We start from the raw sequence: 22,105 nt of genomic DNA on the forward strand, positions 1-22,105 counted from the left end.
TGCCGTCCATTCGTCCAGGTCCGCAGGGGGGCATCCTCCGCGGGAGCTGCTGTCGTGGTCCGCCCTCGCATCCCCGGGAGCCTCCATGACGCAGTCCAGGACGGCCGTACTCGCGCTGCTCATCACCCTCGCGCTCGCCCCTCCAGTGGCCATGGCGGGCCAGAGCGCCTCCACCCGCTGGGCGGCGAGCCGGGGTGACTTCCTCACCTGGCAGCTCAGCGGCGTGGGCCGCGCGGCGGATGGCTCGCTCCAGCTGCTTTCCGGCCAGTCCTGGTCCGGCACCGACCCCTACGGGCCGGGTGGCTACTACGGCGGCACCTATTACAACGGCGGCTCCTTCTTCCAGGGCGAGGCCACGAGCCCCATCGTCTCCAGCGCGTTCGGCTTCCGTGAAGCCATCGCCTCATGGGAGGCCACCACGCCCACGGGCACCTGGGTGGAGACGCTCGTGCGCGTGCAGGTGGGCGGCGCCTGGACGAAGTGGTTCAGCCTGGGTGTCTGGGCTTCGGACGCGTCCACGGTGCAGCGCCACTCGGCGGACTCGCAGGCGGACACCGTGGCGAGGGTCTCCATCGACACGCTCCTCGTCACCGCGAAGAAGAGCGCCGCGACCGCGTGGCAGGTGAAGACGCGGCTGTTCAGCGCGAACGGCGTGGCCACGCCCACGCTGCACGCCAGCGCGCTCACCACCTCCACCTCGCCGGAGACGCGGCCCACCGTGCCCGCGGGCAACCCGGCCCGCTGGAACCAGGTGCTCGCGGTGCCGCGGTGCTCGCAGATGGTCTATCCGGACGGCGGCGAGGTCTGGTGCAGCCCCACGTCCACGGCGATGGTGCTCCAGTACTGGACGGCGGACACGCGGGGCTGCGAGGCGAACGTGCGCGCGGCCGTCGCGGGGGTGCATGACTGGTATTACGGCGGTCACGGCAACTGGCCCTTCAACACCGCGTACGCGGCGGGCCAGGGCTTCCAGGCGCACGTGGCGCGCTTCACGAGCTTCGCGCAGCTGGAGCCGTGGCTCTCCGCGGCAGTGCCCGTCATCCTCAGCGTCGCGTGGGGCAAGGGTGAGCTGACCGGCGCGCCCATCCCCTCCACCGCGGGCCACCTCCTCGTGCTCGCGGGCTTCGACGCGGTGGGAAACCCCGTGGTGAACGACCCGGCGGCCGCCAGTGACACCGCCGTGCGGCGCACCTACTCCCGTTCGGAATTGGAGCCGCTGTGGCTCTCGCGCTCCGGAGGCACCGCCTATCTCGTCTACCCCCGGGATTGGCCGCTGCCCGCGCTGTAGCGGCTCGTCACGCATTTGCGCTTCCTGCTCAACGGCAGGGAGCCGCGCTGGGTGCGTTGACTGGGGTACGCTGGTCATCCATGGAGAGCACATGAGCTTGCCGGACCGCCCGCCCGTCGACACCGCAGCCATCGTCGCCAGCATCAAGACCACGGCTGAAAAGACCTGGAAGGAGTCCGTGGATACGCAGCGGGGGAATCCAGCCGACGCCGGGTTCATCAGCTGGAATACCCGCCTCAGCGACCCGCTTCCCATGACGTGGCCCCTCGTGGAGCCGACGTTTGCCTTCTACGCGTACGCCCGAGGCATGAATCCCATGCGCCTGCGGGACGGGGAGTTCGTCGGCCCCACCTGGGCCCGAATCACCTGGTCGGCGAAGAGCCAGAAGCCAGAGCTCACCCGCCTGGACACCCGGCTTGCGTCTCACGGGGTCCAGGGCGTACGGCCCCTGATGAAGGAAGAGATGGAGACGCTGAAGGTGAAGCCGCTCGAAGTGCTCCTGGGTCCGCGGACGAAGGCCGCGGACCAGCAGCTCAAGGCCTATTACTGCCTCCAGCGCTCGGTCGGAAACATCCCCGCTGAAGCAGTCACCGCCCACGCCGCGTTCTTCAAGTGGCTGGACTGCAAGCCCTAGGCTTTCGCGCCGATCGCCTGCTCCACCTGTTGTCGACACGCCTCGGCCGAAGCCTCGGGTTTGTAGTCCGCCAGCGCTTCCGCCCGGGCGGGGTAGAAGCTCTGGAGGCTCGTCCACCCATGCTGCCGCCGGTCCCCTGACTCGGCTTGCAGCAGCTGGAGGATGGGCTCCTCGTACTGCGCCAGGTCCTCGCCGCGCTGTGCCAGCTCCGCCAGGAGCAGATGGGAGATGTAGTACTCCGCCTCCAGGCGCTGCTTCAGCGACGCCGGGTCCGTTCGACGCAAGTTGTTGCTCAGGATCCTCGCGACGACGAGGAACGGCAATCCGCCGACCCCGTATCCCAGCACCCATCCCACCGGCACGCCCCCGGCTGCCCCCATCCATCCCAGGAGGCCGTGCCCCACGAATGCGCCCACGGCCGCGCCCGCCAGAACCGACAGCAACCGACACAAGTCGAAGACGGTGAACACCCGCTGTCTCCTTCCCTCGAAAGCCCGTGCCGGAATGGCACACCCCCAGGCCCGCCAGGATGACAACCTGGCGGGCGGGTGGCTCGATTCAAGGGTCAGTGCCCTGCACCGGCGCAGGAGCTGTCGCCTCCTTCAGCAAGTATCCGGCCAGGGGCCGGGCGCCCCTCGAGCGTCTTCAGCGCTTCAGCCACATCGGCTCGCCGGGGCACAGCCGGCAGCGGGCCTCGCCGTTGGCACAGGAGGTCGCGCAGGACGGGAGCGCCGCTCGGGCCGAGCTTCCGGCGCGGTACAGCAGGTCCTGATACGCCATGGAACCCACGATGGGGTGCATGCTCTGGAACTGCACCACGGTGGCCCCCGAGCGCTTCAGCCGGAAGGTCGGCGTCCCCACCGCCAACGCCGTCCGGAGGGTCTGCACGCCGCCCGCCGTCTTGTCCTCGCCATAGGTCGTCGAGCCCTGCGTGATTTCCAGCCGGCCCGCGGACGTGAGGAAGCCCACCAGCTCCACGTCATTCGTCGCCGGGCACCCTGCCTTGCACACCGCGAGGTTCGCGGAGGTCTGCGTCGTGGGCACGAGGGACGAATTCTGGATGCGGTGGTTGTAATACAGCACGTCGCGCTCGATGGTCGGCCGCGTGCCTGTCTTGAACCACTGGATGTAATACGCGGTCATGTCGTACGCGGGCCACTGCTTCCCCGTCGACGGCCGGATGTTGTGGTGTTCGTGCTGGTCGTTCCAGGTGACGATCTGGACCTCGTCCATGCCATCCGCAATCACATTCTCCCAGATGGAGCGGAGCGTCAGGGAGTTGCGCGCCTCCCAGAAGGCCTTGTTCTTGGGCCGGTAGTCCTGGCTGCTCATCGGGTGGATCCACGGCTTCCCGTACCCGGCCGCCTTCGTCTTCAGGCTCCCGGAGTACCCCGCCGTCGTCACCGGGACGGCCGTCCCCCACCCCGCGTAGGCATCCCCCACGTTCTTGTACTCCTCGAAGAGCGCCGTGCTCCCCGTGCCCAGGAAGACGGGCACCAGGTACAGGCTCATGCCCAGCTCCGTGGACGCGCGCTGCTTCACGGTGGCGTAGAACGCCGCCGTCCGGCCCTGCGCGGCGGGGTTGAACAGGCCCACGACATACTTCCCGTCCGGGCGCCGCAGGAGCGCCGTGTATCCCTTCATCTGGCCCAGGATGCGAATCATCAGGTCCTGGTCCCCCGCCTGGCTCCCCGAACCCAGGATCGTCATGTCGAAGTTGGGGATGATGTCGAAGGCGCCGGCCTGCGAGGCCGCGTCGGCAATCGTCTTCGCCCGCGTCCACACCGCGCCGTTGTTCACGTCGCTGTCGGTCCACAGGTTCAGATAGAAGCCATCGATGCCAATCCTCGCCGCGAGCTCGATTTCGTCCTTCGCGTCGCGAAGCCGCCAGTCCGTCTCCGTGCGGGGCAGTCTCGGGAGCGGCCGCTCGCGCATCATGCCGCCGTAGGCCGCGTGGACTCCGCCCTCGCCGTTCACCGCGATGTAGCTGCGCTCGTAGTAGTCGTTGGACGTCGGGTTGGTGTTGTCCATTGACACCGGGTAGTAGTGCCAGTGCGCATACACCCGCTTCGCCGACGTCCGGAGCGTGGTGCGCGGCACCGCCGTGAACGCCCACTCACAGGGGCCACAGTCCGGCCCGCAGTCGACTCCCGTCTCGGTGCCGTTGCGCACCCGGTCCGAGCAGGCCGCGGCGGCCGCCACGCTCAGTGGGAAGCTGGACTGGTTGTCGCTTTCGTTGGTCTCCGCCGGCAGGCGGTTGATGTCATCCACATGCGCGAGGAGCGTGTGGGCCCCCGCCGTGGCCGGCGCGGTCCACACCTTCGTCCCCGCGGGGCCGGAGTTGGCGGTGAGCGTGACGCTGGCCCCCGGCGCGATGGAGCTCGTGTACGTGTCCGACCACGACACCTGCGTCCCGTTCACCCAGAAAGAGAGGCCGTGGACGATGCCCGCGGGCGTCGCGACGTTCCCCGCGTTCCGGATGGTCGCGCTGAAGGTGACGGCACTGCTCGGAACCACCGTCGTCGGGCTCACGCCCGTGACGACGAGGTTGTAGCCGTCCACGAGCGCGTCCTGCTGCGACTCCAGGGATTCCTGCAGCGGCTCTCCGCCACAGCCCATCCACGCGGCCAGCAGCCCCAGGGACAGGACCTTCCAGGTGCTCTTCGAGTTGTGATTCGCGGCGTGCATCCACAGGCTCCGTTCCAGCTCGCATTTTCCTGTTTCGCCATCACGAACCGGATGGCGAGACACGAGCGAGCAGGCTCCATTGTCGCGGTGGAGCTGAAACGGTTGCTTCTGGATTAACGGCTTAAGCCCGGTGCCAGAGGACGTCGCCCCCGGGGCCAGCGACGGCGTGCCCGCTACTGCCGACGGGCTCCTCCTTGCCGTCACACAGGAAGTCGATTCCCGCAGTGTCCTGCGCCGGGACCTTCGCGAGGAAGCGCTCACCGGATGCCGCGCGTCCGACGATGACGCCGAACCTCGGGCTGCCGTCGCGTTCGTACAGCACCGTGTATGTCTCGATGCGGCCGGGGCCGGTGAAGTCCTCCACGAACGGAGGGACGGGGCCTCGCGCGGCGTCTGCTTCCGCCTGATGCTCGAAGGACTGGGGCAGGGTTGCGGCGGGCGGCGGCTCACGCGTGAGCACGAGGCTGTGGTTGTACGTCGCGAAGCCACCGTTGCCGAAGAGCAGGCCGTGGCGTCCCTGCTCGCGCAGCCGCTGAACCATGCTGACCACCACGTGGCTCATGTAGTTGGCGATGGGGCCGCCGCCGAACGTGAGGCCGCCGAACACCGTCGCGGGCTTCTCCAGCGGCCAGCCCAGCACCCGGCGCGCCATCTTCGGCACACAGGGGAAGCAGCTGTAGAGCTCCACGAAGTCGAGCATGTCGACGGTCAACCCATTCAGCTCCAGCGCACGGCGCAGCGACACCGCCATGCTCGGAGAACTCGCGTAACCATCGCGTGCGAGGAAGTCCTCCGGCTCGTGCGCGGCCGCCCCCTGCCCCACGTACACGAGGCGGTCCTCCGGGATGCCCCGCGCCAGCGCATTCGCCAGGCTGGTGACCAGGAACCCGGCGCCTTGGTTCACGGCGCTGTTCGCCACCATCCGCTTGCAGTACGGAAACGCGATGGGCCGGTTGGACGGCGAGGGCGTGACAATCTCATCCACGGTCAAGGGCTCGCGGATCCACGCGCCTGGGTTGCCCGCCGCGACCTGGGAGAACCTCGACCAGATTTCGCCGCTCTCCCGCTGCGCCTCCGCCAGCGTCTGTCCATACGCGGCCCGGCCTGCGTTCTCATACAGCGGATAGACGTCCACCGGGGAGTTGAGGCCGTAGCGCTTCCGGTAGTCCGCGTGCGCCTGGACACCGATGGTGGTCGCGGCGTTGTGCGCGGAAGGCGCGTCCCCGGCCGCCAGCGCCGCACGCCGGGATGCCGTGCGCAGCGCCTCACCGCCCACGACCGCCGCGACCTCCACCGCGCCGGAGGCAACGCGGTTGGCGGCCTCGTGGAGCAGGCGCACCGGGCTGTCGCCACTCGCCTCCGCCGTCTGTTCCTGGAAGCGCGGCCGGGCCCCCAGGCGCTCCGCCAGCGCGAGCGGCAACGGCCCCAGTTGCCGGAACGAGAGCTGATCCACCACCGCCAGCGAATCCAGCCGGGCGAGCCACCCACCGCCCGCGTCCGCGTCCGCCACTCGCAGCGCGGCCTCCATCAAGCCCAGGGAGTCCAGGCCCCGCAGCGGATCCTCCGGCCGGTCGTTCACCTGCCCCACGCCCACGATGACGGGAATCCTGTTCGCGTCCTTCATGCCCCACCTGCTCCCACGGCCCGCCATCCCGGTCAACGCACGGATATCATCCGGGTATAATTGACGGCCGTTTCTATCCGGGTAATATTTCCTCCATGCCGTCACCCACCGCCACCTGGACCGCCTTCGCCGGACAGCGCCTGCTTGCCTCCGGCTCCCCCTCCGAGGTCGTCACCGCCGCCAAGGCCTCACTCGACGCGGGCGAGTCCGAATCACTGCTCCTGTTCGACGATGCCACGGGCCTGACGGTGGACTTCCACCTGCGCGGCACGCTGGAGGACGTACTCGCCCGCCTCAAGCCCGCGCCGGACCCGGCCGCCGAGTCCTCCGAGCCCCGAGGCCCCGGCCGTCCGAAGCTGGGCGTGGTGGCCCGCGAGGTGACGCTGCTGCCCCGCCACTGGGAGTGGCTGGCCGAGCAGCCCGGCGGCGCGTCCGTGGCCTTGCGCAAGCTGGTGGAAGCCGCTCGCGCGAACAGCGGCGACGCCGACCGCGTCCGCCGCGCCCAGGCCGCCGCGGACCGCTTCATGACCACGATGGCGGGCAACGTTCCAGGCTACGAGGAGGCCGCTCGCGCGCTCTACGCGGGGGACCGCGCCCGCTTCAACAAGTGGACCCGGAGCTGGCCGGACGACATCCGCGACTGCGCCCGGAGGCTCGCGGCCCCTGCCTTCTCCAAGGAGACGCCTTGAACCACCAGTGGGTGCTCAAGTCGCGTCCCCAGGACGCGGTCTCCGACGCCTGCTTCGAATGGCGCCGGACACCCATCCCCACCCCGGGTCCCGGCGAAGCGCTCGTGCGGGTCGCCTGGCTCGCCATCGAACCCACCCAGCGCACGTGGCTCAATCCCCACGCGACCTACATCCGGCCCGTCGAGCCTGGCGAGGTCATGCGTGGGGCCGGCGTCGGGCAGGTCATCGCGTCCCGCTCGGAACGGCTCGCCGTGGGCGATTGGGTGACGGGGCTGACGGGCTGGCAGGAGTACGCGCTGGCCGGTGACGCGGGCCTCTTTGGCTTCAACAAGGTGCCGGACGGCATCGACCCCCGGGCCATGCTGAACCTGTACGGCGCCAGCGGGCTGACCGCGTGGATTGGCATGACGGACATAGGCCGCGCCGCTCCAGGTGAGACGGTGCTGGTCTCCGGCGCCGCGGGCAGCGTGGGCTCCATCGCCGGACAGATTGCACGGCTGCGGGGCTGCCGTGTCATCGGCATCGCGGGCGGTGCGCACAAGGCGGACTGGGTCACCCGCGTCGCCCGCTTCGACGCCTGCATCGACTACAAGTCCGAGGACGTCCGGGCGCGGCTCCAGGCATTGGCGCCCCAGGGTGGAGGGCTTCATCTTCCTGGACCACGTCGCGCGCTTCCCAGAGGCCTTCCGCGAGCTGTCCACCTGGTCCGCCAGGGCCAAGTTCGTCCTGGCGGAGACCATCGCGGAAGGACTGGAGCAGGCGCCCTCCGCGCTGCGCGGATTGTTCGAGGGCCGCAACCTGGGCAAGCAGCTGGTCCGCGTCTGAGCATCACGCCGCTTCGGCCACATCCCCGGCGGCCGGAGCCTCCTCCTCGTCCAGCCCCTCACGGCGCCGGTCGAGCCGCGCCTGGAGGTCCTTGATGATCTGCACGCAGAGGAGCGACATGGCCGCGGCACTGACCGAGGCCAGGACTCCCGCCACCGTGCCCGCGGTGCTGTCGACCGCTGCAATCGGGCGGGATGACAGACCCGTTTCGACCCGATCCAGGACCAGCGCCAGGATGTGCGATGTCCACCACCACTGCAGGGGAAGCGACGCGACGAAGCGCATTCCCCCCAGTCGCTCCGCGATGTCCCGCATCACGCCGTACGGCTTCCACCAGCTGATGAAGGGGATCAGCCACATCCAGACCGCACCCGCAGGGCTCCTCCCAATATCCATCCCCAGGCCCTCGAGCTGACGGACCACACGGTGGACCCACATCAGGAAGCTGATCTTCTCGGCCAGCGTGACCACGAAGACCAGGAACAGGAAGCTGTTCTCGGCCACGTACTGGAGCCTCGCCTGGCCCTCGATTTCAGGGCGTACCAGGAGGCCGAAGAGCACGCCCACCAGGGACGTTCCGACCTGGGCGTATTGCAGCACCGTGGCCCGGCGCGCCCGCGCGCGCGAGTCCGGCACCTCCAGCGCGGAGAGCCGCAAGCACTCGCGGCATCGGCCTTCGCCCGCCACGCACCCTGAGCACGCGTATCTTCCACACCGCGCGCAGGTGAGCACCGCTTCCCGTTCGGGATGCTGCGGGCACACGGGCCGTGACGCGACGTCCCCCTCGACTGCATCGACCATGAGAGGAATCAGGCCCGGTCCTCAATCCTTCGTCAATCCTACATGGGCAAGGCTGGCGCCCAGCCGCCGGAGCCCTTCTGGAATGCGCGCGGCGGGAATGCCGCCATACCCCAGCACCAGCCCCGGCCGGGCGCGCGGCCCCGCGAAGTAGCGCGACAGGGTGATGAGTCCCACGCCCACAGTGCGGGCCCGCGCCACCGTCTCCCGCTCCAGCGCCAGGCCTCCCCGCCGGAACGTCGCGCACAGGTGCAGCCCCGCCACGGAGGGCACCGCCTGGAGCCAGTCGCCACAGTGGCGCGCGAGCCCTTCCGCCACGCGCTCGTGCCGCGCCTCGTACTCGCGCCGCATCTTGCGGATGTGCCGCGCCAGCAGCCCGCTGTCGATGAACCTCGCGAGCGCGGCCTGCTCCGGCACCGGGCTGTGCCAGTCCATCACGCGCCGGGCCCACCGCAGCTCCCGCTGGAGCGACGGCGGCGCGACCAGGAATCCCAACCGCAGCATGGGGACCATCACCTTCGAGAACGACCCCACGTAGAGCACCCGCCCGGAGCGGTCCATCCCATGCAACGTCTCCAGCGGCCGGCCGCCAAAGCGGAACTCGCTGTCGTAGTCGTCTTCAATCACCACCGCGTCCCGCCGCTTCGCCCACTCCAGCAGCGCCACCCTGCGCGCGGGCGACATGGGCATGCCCAGCGGAAACTGATGGGACGGCGTGACGTAGACGAGCCGCGCGGCGTCCGGCAGCGCCGCCACGTCCAGCCCTTCTGGGTCCACGGGCACGGGCACCACGCGCGCGCCCAGCGACTGGAACACCTGCCGCGCGGGCGGATAGCCCGGCTCCTCCATGGCGACGCAGTCCCCCGGCTCGATGAGCACCCGGCCCACGAGGTCCAGCGCCTGCTGCGCGCCGTTGGTGATGAGCACGTCGTCCGCCTCCGCGCGCACGCCCCGCGCGACGCCCACGTGCCGAGCCACCGCCTCCCGCAGCCCCAGGTGCCCTGCCGCGTTCACGTAGCCGCCGGACACCGTGGCGGCCCGCAGCTGACGCGCCACCAGCCGGCGCCAGGATTCAAAGGGGAAGCCCGAGACATCCGGACTGCCCACGCCAAAGTCATACGCGGCGGGAGCCAGCGGCGCGGGCAGGTCCGGCAGCGACCGCCAGAAGGCCCGCGCGCGCAGCGGCACCTGGGCCTCCCGCCCTGCCCTGCCACGCGGCCGGGACGCCTCCCCCTGGACGAAGCTCCCCGCGCGCGTGCGCCCCGCGATGAGCCCCTCCGCGGTGAGCCATTCATACGCCACGCCCACGGTGTTGCGAGCCACGTCCAGGCGCAGGGCCAGCTCGCGCGTGGGCGGCAGCCGCTCGCCATGCCGCAGGCGTCCGTCCAGGATGGCCGCGCGCAGGCCCCGGTAGATCTGCCCGGCCAGGTCGCGGCGCCCCCGGAGTTCCACATGGAAGTCCATGCCGCATCCTCCCACGGATTGGCCCAATGGAATTCGCCAATCCTGGCCCTGTCACCGGGCCAGCGGCGACGCATCCTGCCGCCATGACCCACGCCCTCTACGCCTCCCACCCCATCGACTCCGAGCGCCTGCCGTGGATCCCCATGGGCCGGCCCGGGCTCGCGTTCAAGCCGCTGCGCTTCTTCCGCGACGGCAGCGGCTGGATGTACCTCTTCCGCCTGGAGCCCGGCACCCTCATCCCCCGGCACCGCCACCTCGGCGAGTCACACGCCTTCAACCTCTCCGGCAGCCGCAAGCTGCTCGACACCGGCGAGGTGATTGGCCCGGGCACGTATGTCTATGAACCGCCCGGCAACGTCGACAGCTGGCAGGTCGTGGGCGACGAACCCCTGGTCCTGCACATCACCGTGAAGGGCGGCATCGAATACCTGGGCGAGGACGGCCAGGTGCTCCGGAGCGTGAGCCCCGCGGAGCGGCTGGAGACGTACCGCCGCTGGTGCCAGGAGCATGGCGCGGAGTTCCGCGCCACCTGCGAGTGACCCGAAGAGAGGAATTTCCACCCGCCGAGCGCGCCGGGCAGGTCCGCATCAATGGCATGCATCCCACAGAGAGCGTCGCCGACTCGGTGAGCACGCCATCAAGGTCGAAGAGGCACGCGCGTATCCCAGGAGGTACCCCCAAGCCGCTTCATCAGATGCCCGCCTCCTGCCCGTAGAACTGGGTGTCCTCGCGAAACCCGCCCTGTCCGTCGCCGAGCTGGTGATAGTCCTCTACGAGCTCGATTGAGCGCAGGTACTTGACCATCTTGAATCCAAGCTGCGTCTCGACACGCAATCGGCACGGCGCTCCGTGCGGGATCGGCAACGGCGCTCCATTCATCTCGTAGGCGAGGAGGGTCTGCGGATGACGAGCCAGCTCGAGGTCGATGGTCTCGTAGTAACCTCGACCGTCGAGTTCGTCGAAGCCGCGCAGCACGAGGTAGCGCGCGCTCGGGAGGGGCCGGCAGCGGTCGAGCATTTCGGCGACCGCGACGCCCGCCCACTCGCCGACGGCGGACCAGCCCTGAATGCAGTGGTGCTTGGTGATCTGAGTCTGTTTAGGAAGCGCGCGCAGGTCGGCCAGCGAAAGCTCGAGCGGAGCCTCGACGAGACCGCCCACCGAGAGGCGCCACTCGATGAATCCACGCTCAGCCAGGCGCTGGTACTCTGCGGAGGCCGGCGGGTAACCGTTGACCCGGAAGAACGGCGAAATGTCATCCTCGGTGTAGCGCTGGCGAGAGGTGACGTGATGGAGCAGAGCGCGGCGCATCGGCTCGATGACCCAGCCGAGCCAGCGCTGCACCGAGCGGCGGTGCTTCAAGCTGAAGAGCGTGGCCCAGACGTGCAACACCAACACGACGCCGAGGCCGGCGACGCCGATCCACACCGCAACCCGCTCGCTTGAATAGTCCCCGTGGATGATCCACGCCATGTTGCGCGGGAAATCTTCGACAGCGACGAGCAGGACATGGACGAACGTGAAGGCGACCATCGCGACCAGCGAGAGGAAATGGATGCTACGCGCGGGTTGTCGGCCGCCGAATAGCCGCACGTACCAGGGGAAGCGCGCCGCGACCGCCGGTGACATCGCCGCCCCGGTGAGCATCAATAGGGGCGCCAGCACGAACACGACGCTGGCGTAGGTCAGCTGCTGGATCGCGTTGTAGGGATGACCGGCCGGGGGCGCGTGGAAGTGCAGATAGGTCCACACGTCGCGGGCCGCCTCCGGGAAGATGCCCCACGACGTGGGCACGAGCCGTCGCCACTGGCCGGTGCCGAACAGGAGGCCGACATAAACGAGACCATTCAGGATCCAGAAGATCGCGCAGAAGAAGTGCCAGTGGCGGCCCATGCCGAGGTTGCGCCGGCCGGGCAACGCGATGAAGGACGAGAAGGCTGTTTCCTCGTCGGCGCCCGTCCACAGCCTGTCCGCCGGCATCTTCTTCCGGCTGAGCCGCAACCATTCGCTCCCGGGGTTGCAGTCATCGCGCCAGTAGAGCTTCGGATGCGCGCTCAGGATCTCCAGGCCGCTCCGCACCATGAACCCGACGAGCAGCAGATTCAGGTAGTGGCTGATGCCGATCCAATGGAGGAAGCCGAACGCTTGGGCGAACGGATTCATGAACTGCCATCCCCGCCGTCCGACGGCCGCGCGATAGCCGCGCGAAGAGAGTCCCGGTTCATACGAGCGATGACATCAATGCTGATCCGCTTGGGGCAGGCATCCTGACACTCGCCATGCCACGAGCAGTTGCCAAACGACTCCGCGTCCATCTGCTTGACCATGCCAATGGCGCGACGCTCGCGCTCGGGCTGGCCTTGAGGCAGGAGCCCCAGATGGGAAATCTTCGCTCCCGTAAACAGCGCGGCCGAGGCGTTGGGGCAGGCCGCCACACACGCCCCGCACCCGATGCAGGCCGCGGCATCCATTGCGGCCTCGATGCTCTGTTTTGGCACCCGGGTTACGTTTGCCTCTGTCGCTGCCCCGGTCGGCGCGGTGACGAAGCCGCCGGCCGCGATGATGCGATCCAGGGCGCTCCGGTCGACGACGAGGTCCTTCAGGACGGGGAATGCACGTGCACGCCAGGGCTCCAGCGTAAGCTCCATCCCATCCGTGAAGTGGCGCATGTGGAGCTGGCAGACAGCCGTGCCCGCAACGGGGCCGTGGGCGATGCCATCAATCATGAAGCCGCACGTGCCGCAGATGCCCTCCCGGCAGTCGCTCTCGAACGCGATGGGTGAGTTGCCCTCGGATGTGAGCCGCTCGTTTAGAACGTCGAGCATCTCGAGGAAGGACATCTCCGAGGTAATGCCCCGGACCTCGTAACGGGTGAACCCACCTTCCGTTTGAGGAGCCTTCTGCCGCCAGATGTGCAGGACCAGGTTCATCTGGCCACGAGCCTGGCTTCGCAGACGAGGTGGTTCCTGGTGTTCTTGAAGCCCGCCTGACCCAAGATTGGCGATAAGGCCATCGCGATGCGGTCCGCTTGTGCCGCGCCCCAAAGCCCTTCGGGATTGGTGCCCGGCCCTTCTTCAAAGCGCGAGGCGAACGAGCAAGCTCCCTTGAGGCTTCCCACCCAGCGTGCGGATGCATTGCGTAATGCCATGACGGCTCCCTTTGGCTACTTGTAGCTCCTCGTCTCGGCGGCCACCGCCTCGAACGCGAGTGGCTCTTTATGAAGTGCCGGCGGGGCCCTGTCTCCGCGGTGCGCCCAGACCGACACGTGGGCAAAATTCTCGTCGTCGCGTTTCGCTTCGCCGTCGAGCGTCTGATGCTCCTCGCGAAAGTGCGCGCCACATGATTCGCGCCGCTCAAGCGCGTCCCGGCACATGAGGTCGGCGAGCTCGTAGTAGTCCGCGAGGCGCCCTGCCCGTTCGAGGGACTGGTTCAGTTCCTCCCCGGTGTCCGGCAGCCGGAGATCCTGCCAAAAGGCGCTACGCAGCTCCGGGATCCGCTCGAGCGCACGCGTGAGCCCGCGCTCATTGCGCGCCATGCCGCAGTGTTCCCACAGAAGCGCCCCGAGCTCGCGAAAGTGGTCATCGACGGTTCGTGCTCCCCGGCAACCGAGCAGCCGTTCGAGCTTGGACTTCACTTCGCGCTCGGCGTCCCGGAACGCCGGTCCATCCACTTTGTTCGAACGGGGTCCCTGCCGCGCGAGCTCGTCACATATCGTGTTCGGCGCGATGAAGTAGCCATCGGCCAATCCCTGCATGAGAGCGCTCGCGCCCAACCGGTTCGCCCCATGGTCGGAGAAATTGGCCTCGCCAAGGACGTAGAGCCCGGGAAGGGTGCTTTGAAGGTCATAGTCCACCCAGAGGCCACCCATCGCGTAATGGACTGCCGGATAGATGCGCATGGGCACCCGGTAGGGATTCTCTCCGGTAATCTGCTCGTACATCTCGAAGAGGTTGCCGTAGCGCTCGCGGATGACGTGCTCTCCAAGCCGCCGGATGGCCTCGGAGAAGTCGAGGTAGACGCCCCTTCGACCCGGTCCGACGCCCCGGCCCTGGTCGCAGACCTCTTTCGCTGCGCGCGACGCGATGTCTCGCGGTGCGAGGTTCCCGTAGGTGGGGTAGCGACGTTCGAGGTAGTAGTCCCTGTCGTCCTCGGGGACGTCGCGCGGCGCTCTGACGTCGCCCGCCCTACCCGGCACCCATACGCGACCGTCGTTGCGGAGGGACTCGCTCATCAGGGTGAGCTTCGATTGATGCGCGCCGCTGGCCGGGATGCACGTCGGGTGGATTTGGGTGAAGCAGGGATTGGCGAACGCGGCACCGCGGCGATGAGCGCGCCAGATGGCGGTCGCGTTGGCGCCGCGCGCGTTGGTGGACAGATAGTAGATGTTGCCGTACCCCCCGGTAGCCAGGAGCACCGCGTCGCCAGCCAGCGAGCGAATCCCGCCCGTGACGAGGCTGCGCACGACGATGCCCCGCGCTCGGCCGTCCTCGACGACGACATCGAGCATCTCAGTGCGAGGGTGCATGCACACCTGCCCGGCCTGGACTTGCCGCTCCAGGGCCTGGTACGCGCCGAGCAGAAGCTGCTGGCCCGTCTGGCCGCGCGCGTAGAAGGTTCGGGAGACGAGCGCGCCGCCAAACGAGCGGGTCGCCAGAGTCCCCCCGTACTCGCGCGCGAACGGCACCCCTTGCGCGACGCACTGGTCGATGAGCTGGTTGCTGAGCTGGGCCAGCCGATAGACGTTGGCCTCGCGCGAACGGAAATCGCCCCCCTTGAGGGTGTCGTGGAAGAGGCGCCAGACGCTGTCACCGTCGTTGCGGTAGTTCTTCGCGGCGTTGATGCCGCCCTGGGCGGCGATGCTGTGCGCCCGGCGCGGCGAGTCCTGGAAGCAGAAACAGTGCACGCGGTAGCCGAGCTCGCCGAGCGTCGCCGCGGCCGCGGCGCCGGCCAGTCCCGAGCCGACCACCAGGAGGGTGTACTTCCGGCGGTTGTTAGGGCCGACGAGATGCCCTTCCCGCAGGCGCAGGTCCCATTTCTCCTCGAGTCGACCGGATGGAATCCTCGCGTCGAGCTCCATGGCTAGCGCACCACCCCGAGCAGGACCGCGATCGGAATGCTCGTGAAGCCGGCCCAGAGCAGGAGTGCAAGGACCCATGCGACGGGACGGCGCTTCGGGTGGAGTGAGGGGCGGGAGACCCCAAGGCTCCTGAGTGACGCCCATGCTCCATGCCAGACGTGCATCCCGATGAGCACCATGGCGACGAGGTAAACGATCGCCACCCAGCCGACGCGGAACCCGCCGACGACGTTGCGGTATACATCGACCTCCTCGAATGGTGCGGGCCGGATGGTCCCGGTGGTGAGATGTAAAAGATGGAAGACGACGAACGTGGCGATTCCAAGCCCACTCCATCGCATCGTCCGCGACGCGAGCGTGGCGGACTGCGGAACCAGCTGCCGATAGCGAACCGGGCGAGCCTGAAAATCACGCCACCCCAGTCGGGCGGCGGCGGCGATGTGCACACACACCGCGAAGAGGAGGACGGCTCGCGCGAGCCACAGCAATAGCGGCTCGCGGCGAAGCAGCGCGGAGTAGGCATTGAGCGCCCCCGCCCCCTGGTACACGAGCAGGTTGCCGGCCAGGTGGAAGACGAGGAAGACGACCAGGACGACGCCGGTCGCCGCCATCAGTATCTTCATCCCGACCGTCGTGCCCCAGTGCCCGCGGTGTGGTGCCGCACGGGCTGAGTCGAGCGGTGCGGCGCTCGCGTCATCGTCAGCGAGCGCGTTTTCAAGCGCGGCCATGGATGCATCCAGTCATGGAGGAGGTCATGGTCTTCGCCCTTCTGGAGGTGGGCCGCGCAGGTGCTCAGACGCTCATGTCTATGTACGGCGTCAGGCATACGGCAACGTACCGGGGATGCACCTCTCTTGCGTCCACGCGCTCCCTGCAGACATGAGACAGAGGCCCAGCCCCCAGGGCCCAGTGACAACAACCTGGCGCAGATGCCAGGTCGTTGCCGAGGATGGGGTCAAGGGTGGCTGGCGACGCCTACCTGGGGCCAGGCGATCGTCAGCAGTACGGCGCTCTCTTCAATGGCCTCGACGTCATGGGGAACCGATGAGCCGAGCGCAAACAGCCCGCCCTTGGACAACTCGAACTGCTGCCCCTCGAGCACCAGCCGGACCCGTCCCGCCAACACCTGGAGGGAGATCTGGCCCACAGTGCCGTGCTGGCCAAGGCGCGCTCCTGACTTGAACGCCATCAAGACCACGCGCAGGTCCGTGTACTTCACGAGCGTCTTGGCACTGTGGCCATTGGTCCAGAAGGGCGCGCCCTGTCGCAGTTCCTCCATCTCCCGCGCCAGGTCCAGGCCAAGCTCCGGAGCATCGAGGTGACGTGATTGACCTTCGACGTGTTGCTCGAGGGAATAACCCTCCTCAATCTTTCCCATTGAATGCTCCTTGGCCGATCATCACTCCAATTGCCTATCAGCACTGTCTCACCGGGCTCAAACGATGCTCCTCCGCTTCGTCTGAGTCTCAACCCTCAATCCCTGGCCTGAGGGTGCGCATGGAAGGCACGGGAGCAGGATGTCCTGCCTGCCTGGTCCCCAGTCACTCGTCTCGTCGACCTGGAGCAGCACTGTGTCGCCATCCGGCATTGCCGTCATCGCCAGAGACCGGCCGATGGAAGATGCACGAGCGGCAACATCGGGCGCTCCGGCGGCACAGCAGATCGCGGACCGCTGGCACCTGCTACTGAATGGGCGGCAGAGGGTGGAACGCTGGATGACACGGCGGGCGTCTACCACGTGATGATCAAGGGCTACTCGGACGACTCCGGGCTGACGCTGAAGGCGTCCTACTGAAGCCGTCCCGCGAACCTGATGTGTGAAGCAGTGCCCGGCTCCAGGGTGATTTCTTCCCCTGGGGCCGGGGTTGGGGGAACACTCCGGGCCCATGAGCGCTCGGCGGTTCGACGTGGTGGTCCTCGGCTCCGGTCCCGGCGGTGAAGGGGCCTCGATGAAGGCGGTGAAGTCCGGCCGCAAGGTGTGCACCGTGGAACAGGGTGCGCTGGTGGGCGGGGCCTGCACGCACACCGCCACCATCCCCTCCAAGGCGCTGCGCCACGCCATCCAGCGGCTCCTGGACGTGCAGCTGGACCACCCGGAGCTGCGGGCGGAGCTGGCCCGGCACACCACGTTCAAGGACATGATGCGCAAGGCGACCAACGTCGTCTCCAAGCAGGTGCAGCTGCGCACCACCTTCTACGAGCGCAACCGGGTGGAGCTGGTGGTGGGCCGCGCGAAGTTCCGGGACGCGCACACGGTGGAGGTGACGGAGCCGCGCGGCTCCGTGGAGCTGCTCACCGCGGACGCCTTCGTCGTCGCCACGGGCTCCCGGCCCTACCGGCCCGCGGGCGTGGACTTCCGCCACCCGCGCATCTTCGACTCGGACACCATCCTCAAGCTGAGCGAGTCCCCGCTGTCGATGATCATCTACGGCGCGGGCGTCATCGGCTGCGAGTACGCCTCCATGTTCCGGATGCTCGGCGTGAAGGTGGACCTGGTGAACACGCGCGACCGGCTGCTGTCCTTCCTGGACGACGAGATCTCCGACGCCCTCTCCTACCACCTGCGTGAACAGGGCGTGCTCATCCGCCACCAGGAGGAGATGGTCTCCGTGGAGCCGCACGACGACAGCGTGGTGCTGCACCTGAAGAGCGGCAAGCGGCTGAAGGCGGACGTCTTCCTCTGGGCCAACGGCCGCTCCGGCAACAGCCAGGACCTGGGGCTGGAGGCGCTGGGCATCGCGGTGGACTCACGCGGGTGCATCCAGGTGAACGACGGCTACCAGACGTCCGTGCCGCACATCTACGCGGTGGGCGACGTGGTGGGCGCCCCGTCCCTGGCGAGCGCGTCCTATGACCAGGGCCGCTTCGCCGCCACGCACATCGTGGAGGGGCGCATGGAGCACAAGCTGGTGAAGGACATCCCCACCGGCATCTACACCAGCCCCGAAATCAGCAGCCTGGGCCGCACCGAGCGCGAGCTCACCCAGGCGGGCGTCCCCTACGAAGTGGGCCACGCCTTCTTCAAGAGCCTGGCGCGCGCGCAAATCACCGGCCGCACCGTGGGCATGCTCAAGCTGCTGTTCCACCGGGAGACGCGAGAGATTCTGGGCATCCACTGCTTCGGGGACAACGCGTCGGAGATCATCCACATCGGCCAGGCCATCATGGCGCAGGACTGGCCGGGCAACGGCATCGACTACTTCATCAACACGACCTTCAACTACCCCACCATGGCGGAGGCGTACCGCGTGGCGGCGCTCAACGGCCTCAACCGGCTGTTCTGAAAACACGAAGGGCACCGCGGGCTGATTGAAGGCCCACGGTGCCCCGGGTGTGTCACGTCAGGCAGCGCTTAGTAGCGGTAGGTGTCCTGCTTGTACGGGCCGCTCTTCTGCACGCCGATGTACTGCGCCTGCTCCGGGGTGAGCTCCGTGAGCTGGGCGTTGAGCTTCTTCAGCTGGAGGCGGGCGACCTTCTCATCCAGGTGCTTGGGCAGCACGTAGACCTTGCCCACCTGGTACTTGTCGCTGTGCGAGTACAGCTCGATCTGCGCGATGGTCTGGTTCGCGAAGGAGCTGGACATCACGTAGCTGGGGTGGCCCGTGCCGCAGCCCAGGTTCACCAGGCGGCCCTTGGCCAGCAGGATGATGCGCTTGTTGTCCGGGAAGATGACGTGGTCGACCTGGGGCTTGATCTCCTCCCACTTGTACTGCTCCAGGGAGGCGACCTCGATTTCGTTGTCGAAGTGGCCGATGTTGCAGACGATGGCCTGGTCCTTCATCTTGGCCATGTGCTCATGGGTGATGACGGACTTGTTGCCCGTGGCGGTGACGAAGATGTCCGCCTTGTCCGCGGCGTAGTCCATGGTCACGACGCGGTAGCCCTCCATCGCGGCCTGGAGCGCGCAGATGGGGTCGATTTCGGTCACCCACACCTGGGCGGACAGCGCGCGCAGGGCCTGCGCGGAGCCCTTGCCCACGTCGCCGTAGCCCGCGACGACGGCGATCTTCCCGGCCACCATCACGTCCGTGGCGCGCTTGATGCCGTCCACCAGGGACTCACGGCAGCCGTAGAGGTTGTCGAACTTGCTCTTCGTCACGCTGTCGTTGACGTTGATGGCGCGGAACAGGAGCGTGCCCTTGGCGGACATCTCCTGCAGGCGGTGCACGCCCGTCGTGGTCTCTTCCGTGACGCCCAGAATCTTGGCGCTCTTGCGCGAGTACCAGGTGGCGTCCTCGGCGAGCTTGGCCTTGATGGAGGCGTACAGCTCGCGCTCCTCCTCGCTCTGGGGGTTGGCGAGGAGGGACTGGTCCTTCTCCGCGCGCTTGCCCAGGTGCATGAGCAGCGTGGCGTCACCGCCGTCGTCGAGGATCATGTTCGGACCCTCGTGGTCGCTGCCGGCGGGGCCGAACTCGAAGATGCGGTGGGTGAAGTCCCAGTACTCCTTGAGGGACTCGCCCTTGTGGGCGAACACCGGGGTGCCGGCCTCCACCAGCGCGGCGGCCGCGTGGTCCTGCGTGGAGAAGATGTTGCACGACGCCCAGCGGACCTGCGCGCCCAGCGCCTGGAGGGTCTCCACCAGCACGGCGGTCTGGATGGTCATGTGCAGCGAGCCCGTGACGCGGGCGCCCTTGAGGGGCTGCTGCTTGGCGTATTCCTCGCGGATCGCCATGAGCGCGGGCATCTCGCTCTCGGCGATGCGGATCTCCTTGCGGCCCCAGCTGGCGAGCTTGAGGTCGGCGATGGCGTAGTCCTGATTCTGCTGCTTGGTAACCGCGGTCATGGTGTGGCTCCGGATCCAGGTGGCGCGCCGTGCTGGCAAGGAAGAGGCTTTGCCGGCCCTGGAAGAAAAGGCCGCCTCACCCTCGCAAGAAACGCGTACAGGTGAGCGCCGTTGGGTCATTCGGCTTCGAGCCTGGGGCCGGGAGGGCCTCGCAACGCTCCTCGAAGTCGCGGGGGAAACTACGGGAAGGCGCCCGGAATTTCAAAGGGTGTTTGCCTCTCTGGGGTCAGGCGGAAGTCGTACCTGGAGGTGCCCTGGCGGACAGCCGGGGGAGCGGGCGAGCATCCCATCGCCGTGTCGGACATCGGTGCGGCCCTCGAGGCGAACTCATGCGATTACCCTGGCTTATCGCGTCACTGCTTTTGATGGGAGGGTGTGCGACCCCTCGCGTCGTCCATCTCGACATGGGGAACGGCAGGCAGGTGGTCCACGACTCCGTGAAGGTGGATCCGGTCCAGGTGAGCGAGGACGCGTTCAAGGCGGCCCTCACGCAGCTCCTCCTGGACATGCGCATGGATGTTGCTTTTCGTGAAGCGGACGAGGCCGACCAACGTGGGTGGGTGCGGTCCCGGGCCCTGCTGGCGTCCTCGAAGGGCCTTGCGGATCCAGGGGATGGAGGTTCGCCCGAGTCGTTGTACGCGCGCCTCTGCCCTGATGGGGACGAGTGCTTGACCCTTGCAGGCGGGACCGGGCTGCCGTTCTCGCGCAAGGACCGGACGTTGATGGCGCTGTCGTTCGCGCTGGACACGGTCTGGGGGAGCGTCGAGGCCGAGATCGGCAAGCTGCTGAACCCGGTGGCCCTCAAGGGCATGGTGACCGCGGCCGCGTTGTCCGTGCTCGTCACGATGACGCTGCCCGAGCCCGTCACGAAGGTCATCGCGGTGGCACTGACCGCGGCGCTGGTGGCCTACCTGGGGGTGGTGCCGGTCTGGGAGATGGGCCGGGGCTTCGTGCGGTTATGGGACGACGCAGGGACGGCGACGAGCGTCATCGAGTTGCAGGACATCGGGCACCGCTTCGGGAAGGTGCTCGGCACGAACGGGACGCGTGTCCTCGTGTTGCTCATCACAGCGGCCCTGGGCGGCAGGAACGCGATGGCGGCCCAGGGGCCCAGGCTCCCGGGCTTCCCCCAGGCCGCGGTTCGCGGACAAGCCGAGGCGGGATTCCAGCTCGGGACGGCACTGAATGGCGGCGTGACCTCCATCGCGCTGCCTGCCGCGGGAGTGCTGAATGTGGCCCTGGCACCGGGGGCTGCCGCGGTTCTTGCGCTGTACGGAGAGGGGCGGTTTCCCGGTGACGAGACGGGGCCTGTTCATCACATCTGCACGAACAAGAACTTCATCTCCGATGCTACTGGCGGTCCCTGGACCCCTCAGTGCGCGAAGCTATTCGAGAAGGCCGGGATGACACTCGAAGACGCTGCCAACAAGGTGAGGCTCAACGGGCACGAAGGTCCACACCCTGAGCTGTACCACCAGAAGGTCGTCCGGCGCCTTGAACGTTCGGTCGCGAACTGCCGAACGACGGAGTCATGCCGGGCCAGCTTGATGAAGGAACTGGCGAGGATAGCCAACGAGCTTCTGACGCAAGGTTCCGAGTTACGGAGTCTCATTGTGAAAGTGGAGGGTTGAGGTGGAACGTCACTTCTACTCGGTCGAGCTTGGAGGTGTGCCGAGGTGGCTCCTTGAGACTCCGACACGGGATTCCGGTGAGCCATTCGACGAGCCTTGGATGTTCGCGGATGGTCGCGTTCTTCCCGACCTGGGAGCCATCACGGCACGAATCGCGCATCCAGGCAGGCAGCGAACATTTGATTTCTCTGTGATTGAAGCAGCCCCTATCGCCAGTGAAGCCATCGCGAACGTCTTCAAGACTCTTGCACCTGGCGACGTGCAGCTCTTCCCGGTGTCTATTGAGGGGGTGCCCGAACAGCACTTCGTCGTCAATGCCACCAAGGTGATTGATTGCATCGACGAGGCACGGTGCCGGGAGGTGCATCACTATGACAAGGACGATCCGGCCCCTGGATATGAAGGGGAGTACAACTGGATCTACGGACTTCGAATCGATCCCTCCAAGACCGAAGGTGCCCGTGTCTTCCGGCTGAAGAAGTTCAAGATTGCGTTCATCGTCTCGGAGGACGTCAAGAACGCCCTCGAAGCGGTCGGAAACCTGGGGGTGTCCTTCGAGCGCGTGACAGGAGCGCACTGACCCACTCCCAATCCTGGCAGGCTTCGG

General features: G+C 67.8%; 19 protein-coding genes, 2 pseudogenes and 1 riboswitch. Of the genes and pseudogenes, 10 read left to right on the forward strand and 11 right to left on the reverse strand.

Annotated features, from left to right (window positions below):
- Window positions 1-85: 85 nt before the first annotated feature.
- Complete coding sequence (locus tag D7X96_RS07785) at window positions 86-1,288, forward strand: C39 family peptidase (RefSeq protein WP_158626562.1); 1,203 nt, start codon at window positions 86-88, stop codon at window positions 1,286-1,288.
- 91 nt (window positions 1,289-1,379) lie between these two features.
- Complete coding sequence (locus tag D7X96_RS07790; protein WP_120549575.1) at window positions 1,380-1,922, forward strand: hypothetical protein; 543 nt, start codon at window positions 1,380-1,382, stop codon at window positions 1,920-1,922.
- Here D7X96_RS07790 and D7X96_RS07795 read toward each other — a convergent pair.
- The 3 genes from D7X96_RS07795 to D7X96_RS07805 form a co-directional block, all read right to left on the reverse strand.
- Window positions 1,919-2,338: a hypothetical protein gene (locus tag D7X96_RS07795; protein ID WP_147468258.1), complete on the reverse strand. Its 420-nt coding sequence runs from the start codon at window positions 2,336-2,338 to the stop codon at window positions 1,919-1,921. The two genes, D7X96_RS07790 and D7X96_RS07795, sit on opposite strands and share 4 nt — an antisense overlap.
- 229 nt (window positions 2,339-2,567) lie before the next feature.
- Window positions 2,568-4,610 (reverse strand): endo-1,3-alpha-glucanase family glycosylhydrolase, encoded by a 2,043-nt coding sequence (locus tag D7X96_RS07800; RefSeq protein ID WP_121769375.1) that lies wholly within the window; start codon window positions 4,608-4,610, stop codon window positions 2,568-2,570.
- 121 nt (window positions 4,611-4,731) lie between these two features.
- Window positions 4,732-6,234 carry an acetyl-CoA acetyltransferase gene (locus D7X96_RS07805; RefSeq protein WP_121769376.1) on the reverse strand — a complete coding sequence of 501 codons (1,503 nt, stop codon included), beginning with the start codon at window positions 6,232-6,234 and terminating at the stop codon, window positions 4,732-4,734.
- 95 nt (window positions 6,235-6,329) lie between these two features.
- Here D7X96_RS07805 and D7X96_RS07810 point away from each other — a divergent pair, with 95 nt between their 5' ends.
- From D7X96_RS07810 to D7X96_RS40820, 3 genes and pseudogenes are all read left to right on the forward strand, one after another.
- Complete coding sequence (locus D7X96_RS07810) at window positions 6,330-6,923, forward strand: DUF2239 family protein (protein ID WP_120549580.1); 594 nt, start codon at window positions 6,330-6,332, stop codon at window positions 6,921-6,923.
- A gap of 11 nt (window positions 6,924-6,934) precedes the next feature.
- Window positions 6,935-7,180: pseudogene (locus D7X96_RS40815) on the forward strand (NADP-dependent oxidoreductase); the annotation flags it as partial.
- A 379-nt stretch (window positions 7,181-7,559) separates the two neighbouring features.
- Window positions 7,560-7,748: a hypothetical protein gene (locus tag D7X96_RS40820; RefSeq protein WP_244219494.1), complete on the forward strand. Its 189-nt coding sequence runs from the start codon at window positions 7,560-7,562 to the stop codon at window positions 7,746-7,748.
- Between the two features lie 3 nt (window positions 7,749-7,751).
- Here the strand turns inward: D7X96_RS40820 and D7X96_RS07820 are convergent, their stop codons facing one another.
- Window positions 7,752-8,405, reverse strand: coding sequence for a DUF4328 domain-containing protein (locus D7X96_RS07820; protein ID WP_158626313.1), 654 nt, complete (start codon window positions 8,403-8,405; stop codon window positions 7,752-7,754).
- A gap of 165 nt (window positions 8,406-8,570) precedes the next feature.
- A complete protein-coding gene (pdxR, locus tag D7X96_RS07825; RefSeq protein ID WP_121769377.1) occupies window positions 8,571-10,010 on the reverse strand; it encodes a MocR-like pyridoxine biosynthesis transcription factor PdxR in 1,440 nt (479 codons plus the stop codon).
- Between the two features lie 83 nt (window positions 10,011-10,093).
- Here pdxR and D7X96_RS07830 point away from each other — a divergent pair, with 83 nt between their 5' ends.
- Window positions 10,094-10,549: a cupin domain-containing protein gene (locus tag D7X96_RS07830; RefSeq protein WP_120549583.1), complete on the forward strand. Its 456-nt coding sequence runs from the start codon at window positions 10,094-10,096 to the stop codon at window positions 10,547-10,549.
- A 151-nt stretch (window positions 10,550-10,700) separates the two neighbouring features.
- Here the strand turns inward: D7X96_RS07830 and D7X96_RS07835 are convergent, their stop codons facing one another.
- The 5 genes from D7X96_RS07835 to D7X96_RS07855 form a co-directional block, all read right to left on the reverse strand.
- Window positions 10,701-12,170, reverse strand: a complete 1,470-nt coding sequence (locus D7X96_RS07835; protein ID WP_120549584.1) for a molybdopterin-dependent oxidoreductase — start codon at window positions 12,168-12,170, stop codon at window positions 10,701-10,703.
- Window positions 12,167-12,937, reverse strand: coding sequence for a succinate dehydrogenase/fumarate reductase iron-sulfur subunit (locus tag D7X96_RS07840; RefSeq protein ID WP_120549585.1), 771 nt, complete (start codon window positions 12,935-12,937; stop codon window positions 12,167-12,169). The genes D7X96_RS07835 and D7X96_RS07840 overlap by 4 nt, the downstream gene beginning before the upstream one ends.
- A 233-nt stretch (window positions 12,938-13,170) precedes the next feature.
- Window positions 13,171-15,084, reverse strand: a complete 1,914-nt coding sequence (locus tag D7X96_RS07845; protein WP_121769378.1) for a fumarate reductase/succinate dehydrogenase flavoprotein subunit — start codon at window positions 15,082-15,084, stop codon at window positions 13,171-13,173.
- 2 nt (window positions 15,085-15,086) lie between these two features.
- Window positions 15,087-15,812, reverse strand: a complete 726-nt coding sequence (locus D7X96_RS07850) for a succinate dehydrogenase cytochrome b subunit (protein WP_121769379.1) — start codon at window positions 15,810-15,812, stop codon at window positions 15,087-15,089.
- Window positions 15,813-16,039: 227 nt separating this feature from the next.
- Complete coding sequence (locus D7X96_RS07855) at window positions 16,040-16,462, reverse strand: cupin domain-containing protein (RefSeq protein ID WP_120549588.1); 423 nt, start codon at window positions 16,460-16,462, stop codon at window positions 16,040-16,042.
- 140 nt (window positions 16,463-16,602) lie between these two features.
- On the opposite strand from D7X96_RS07855, the pseudogene D7X96_RS41895 reads away from it, so the two are divergent.
- A pseudogene (locus D7X96_RS41895) lies at window positions 16,603-16,808 on the forward strand (ISL3 family transposase); the annotation flags it as partial.
- Window positions 16,809-16,970: 162 nt separating this feature from the next.
- Entirely contained in the window at window positions 16,971-18,368 is a 1,398-nt protein-coding gene (gene sthA / locus D7X96_RS07860) for a Si-specific NAD(P)(+) transhydrogenase (RefSeq protein ID WP_120549589.1), read from the forward strand.
- A 68-nt stretch (window positions 18,369-18,436) separates the two neighbouring features.
- Here the strand turns inward: sthA and ahcY are convergent, their stop codons facing one another.
- Window positions 18,437-19,867, reverse strand: coding sequence for an adenosylhomocysteinase (gene ahcY / locus D7X96_RS07865; protein ID WP_120549590.1), 1,431 nt, complete (start codon window positions 19,865-19,867; stop codon window positions 18,437-18,439).
- Window positions 19,868-19,963: 96 nt separating this feature from the next.
- Window positions 19,964-20,036, reverse strand: a riboswitch (S-adenosyl-L-homocysteine riboswitch).
- A 160-nt stretch (window positions 20,037-20,196) separates the two neighbouring features.
- Here ahcY and D7X96_RS07870 point away from each other — a divergent pair.
- Window positions 20,197-21,498, forward strand: coding sequence for an AHH domain-containing protein (locus D7X96_RS07870; RefSeq protein ID WP_121769380.1), 1,302 nt, complete (start codon window positions 20,197-20,199; stop codon window positions 21,496-21,498).
- 1 nt (window position 21,499) lies between these two features.
- Window positions 21,500-22,078 carry an imm11 family protein gene (locus D7X96_RS07875; RefSeq protein WP_199746861.1) on the forward strand — a complete coding sequence of 193 codons (579 nt, stop codon included), beginning with the start codon at window positions 21,500-21,502 and terminating at the stop codon, window positions 22,076-22,078.
- Window positions 22,079-22,105 lie beyond the last annotated feature (27 nt).

The organism is Corallococcus interemptor (assembly GCF_003668875.1).
Lineage (GTDB): Bacteria > Myxococcota > Myxococcia > Myxococcales > Myxococcaceae > Corallococcus > Corallococcus interemptor.

Coding starts and splice junctions, on each gene's coding strand:
- D7X96_RS07840 (WP_120549585.1), bottom strand. CDS start 12,937: ATGAACCTGGTCCTGCACATCTGGCGGCAGAAGGCTCCTCAAACGGAA.
- sthA (WP_120549589.1), top strand. CDS start 16,971: ATGAGCGCTCGGCGGTTCGACGTGGTGGTCCTCGGCTCCGGTCCCGGC.
- D7X96_RS07870 (WP_121769380.1), top strand. CDS start 20,197: ATGCGATTACCCTGGCTTATCGCGTCACTGCTTTTGATGGGAGGGTGT.
- D7X96_RS07855 (WP_120549588.1), bottom strand. CDS start 16,462: ATGGGAAAGATTGAGGAGGGTTATTCCCTCGAGCAACACGTCGAAGGT.
- ahcY (WP_120549590.1), bottom strand. CDS start 19,867: ATGACCGCGGTTACCAAGCAGCAGAATCAGGACTACGCCATCGCCGAC.
- D7X96_RS07835 (WP_120549584.1), bottom strand. CDS start 12,170: ATGAATCCGTTCGCCCAAGCGTTCGGCTTCCTCCATTGGATCGGCATC.
- D7X96_RS07830 (WP_120549583.1), top strand. CDS start 10,094: ATGACCCACGCCCTCTACGCCTCCCACCCCATCGACTCCGAGCGCCTG.
- pdxR (WP_121769377.1), bottom strand. CDS start 10,010: ATGGACTTCCATGTGGAACTCCGGGGGCGCCGCGACCTGGCCGGGCAG.
- D7X96_RS07805 (WP_121769376.1), bottom strand. CDS start 6,234: ATGAAGGACGCGAACAGGATTCCCGTCATCGTGGGCGTGGGGCAGGTG.
- D7X96_RS07790 (WP_120549575.1), top strand. CDS start 1,380: ATGAGCTTGCCGGACCGCCCGCCCGTCGACACCGCAGCCATCGTCGCC.
- D7X96_RS07810 (WP_120549580.1), top strand. CDS start 6,330: ATGCCGTCACCCACCGCCACCTGGACCGCCTTCGCCGGACAGCGCCTG.
- D7X96_RS07845 (WP_121769378.1), bottom strand. CDS start 15,084: ATGGAGCTCGACGCGAGGATTCCATCCGGTCGACTCGAGGAGAAATGG.
- D7X96_RS07850 (WP_121769379.1), bottom strand. CDS start 15,812: ATGGCCGCGCTTGAAAACGCGCTCGCTGACGATGACGCGAGCGCCGCA.
- D7X96_RS07785 (WP_158626562.1), top strand. CDS start 86: ATGACGCAGTCCAGGACGGCCGTACTCGCGCTGCTCATCACCCTCGCG.
- D7X96_RS07800 (WP_121769375.1), bottom strand. CDS start 4,610: ATGCACGCCGCGAATCACAACTCGAAGAGCACCTGGAAGGTCCTGTCC.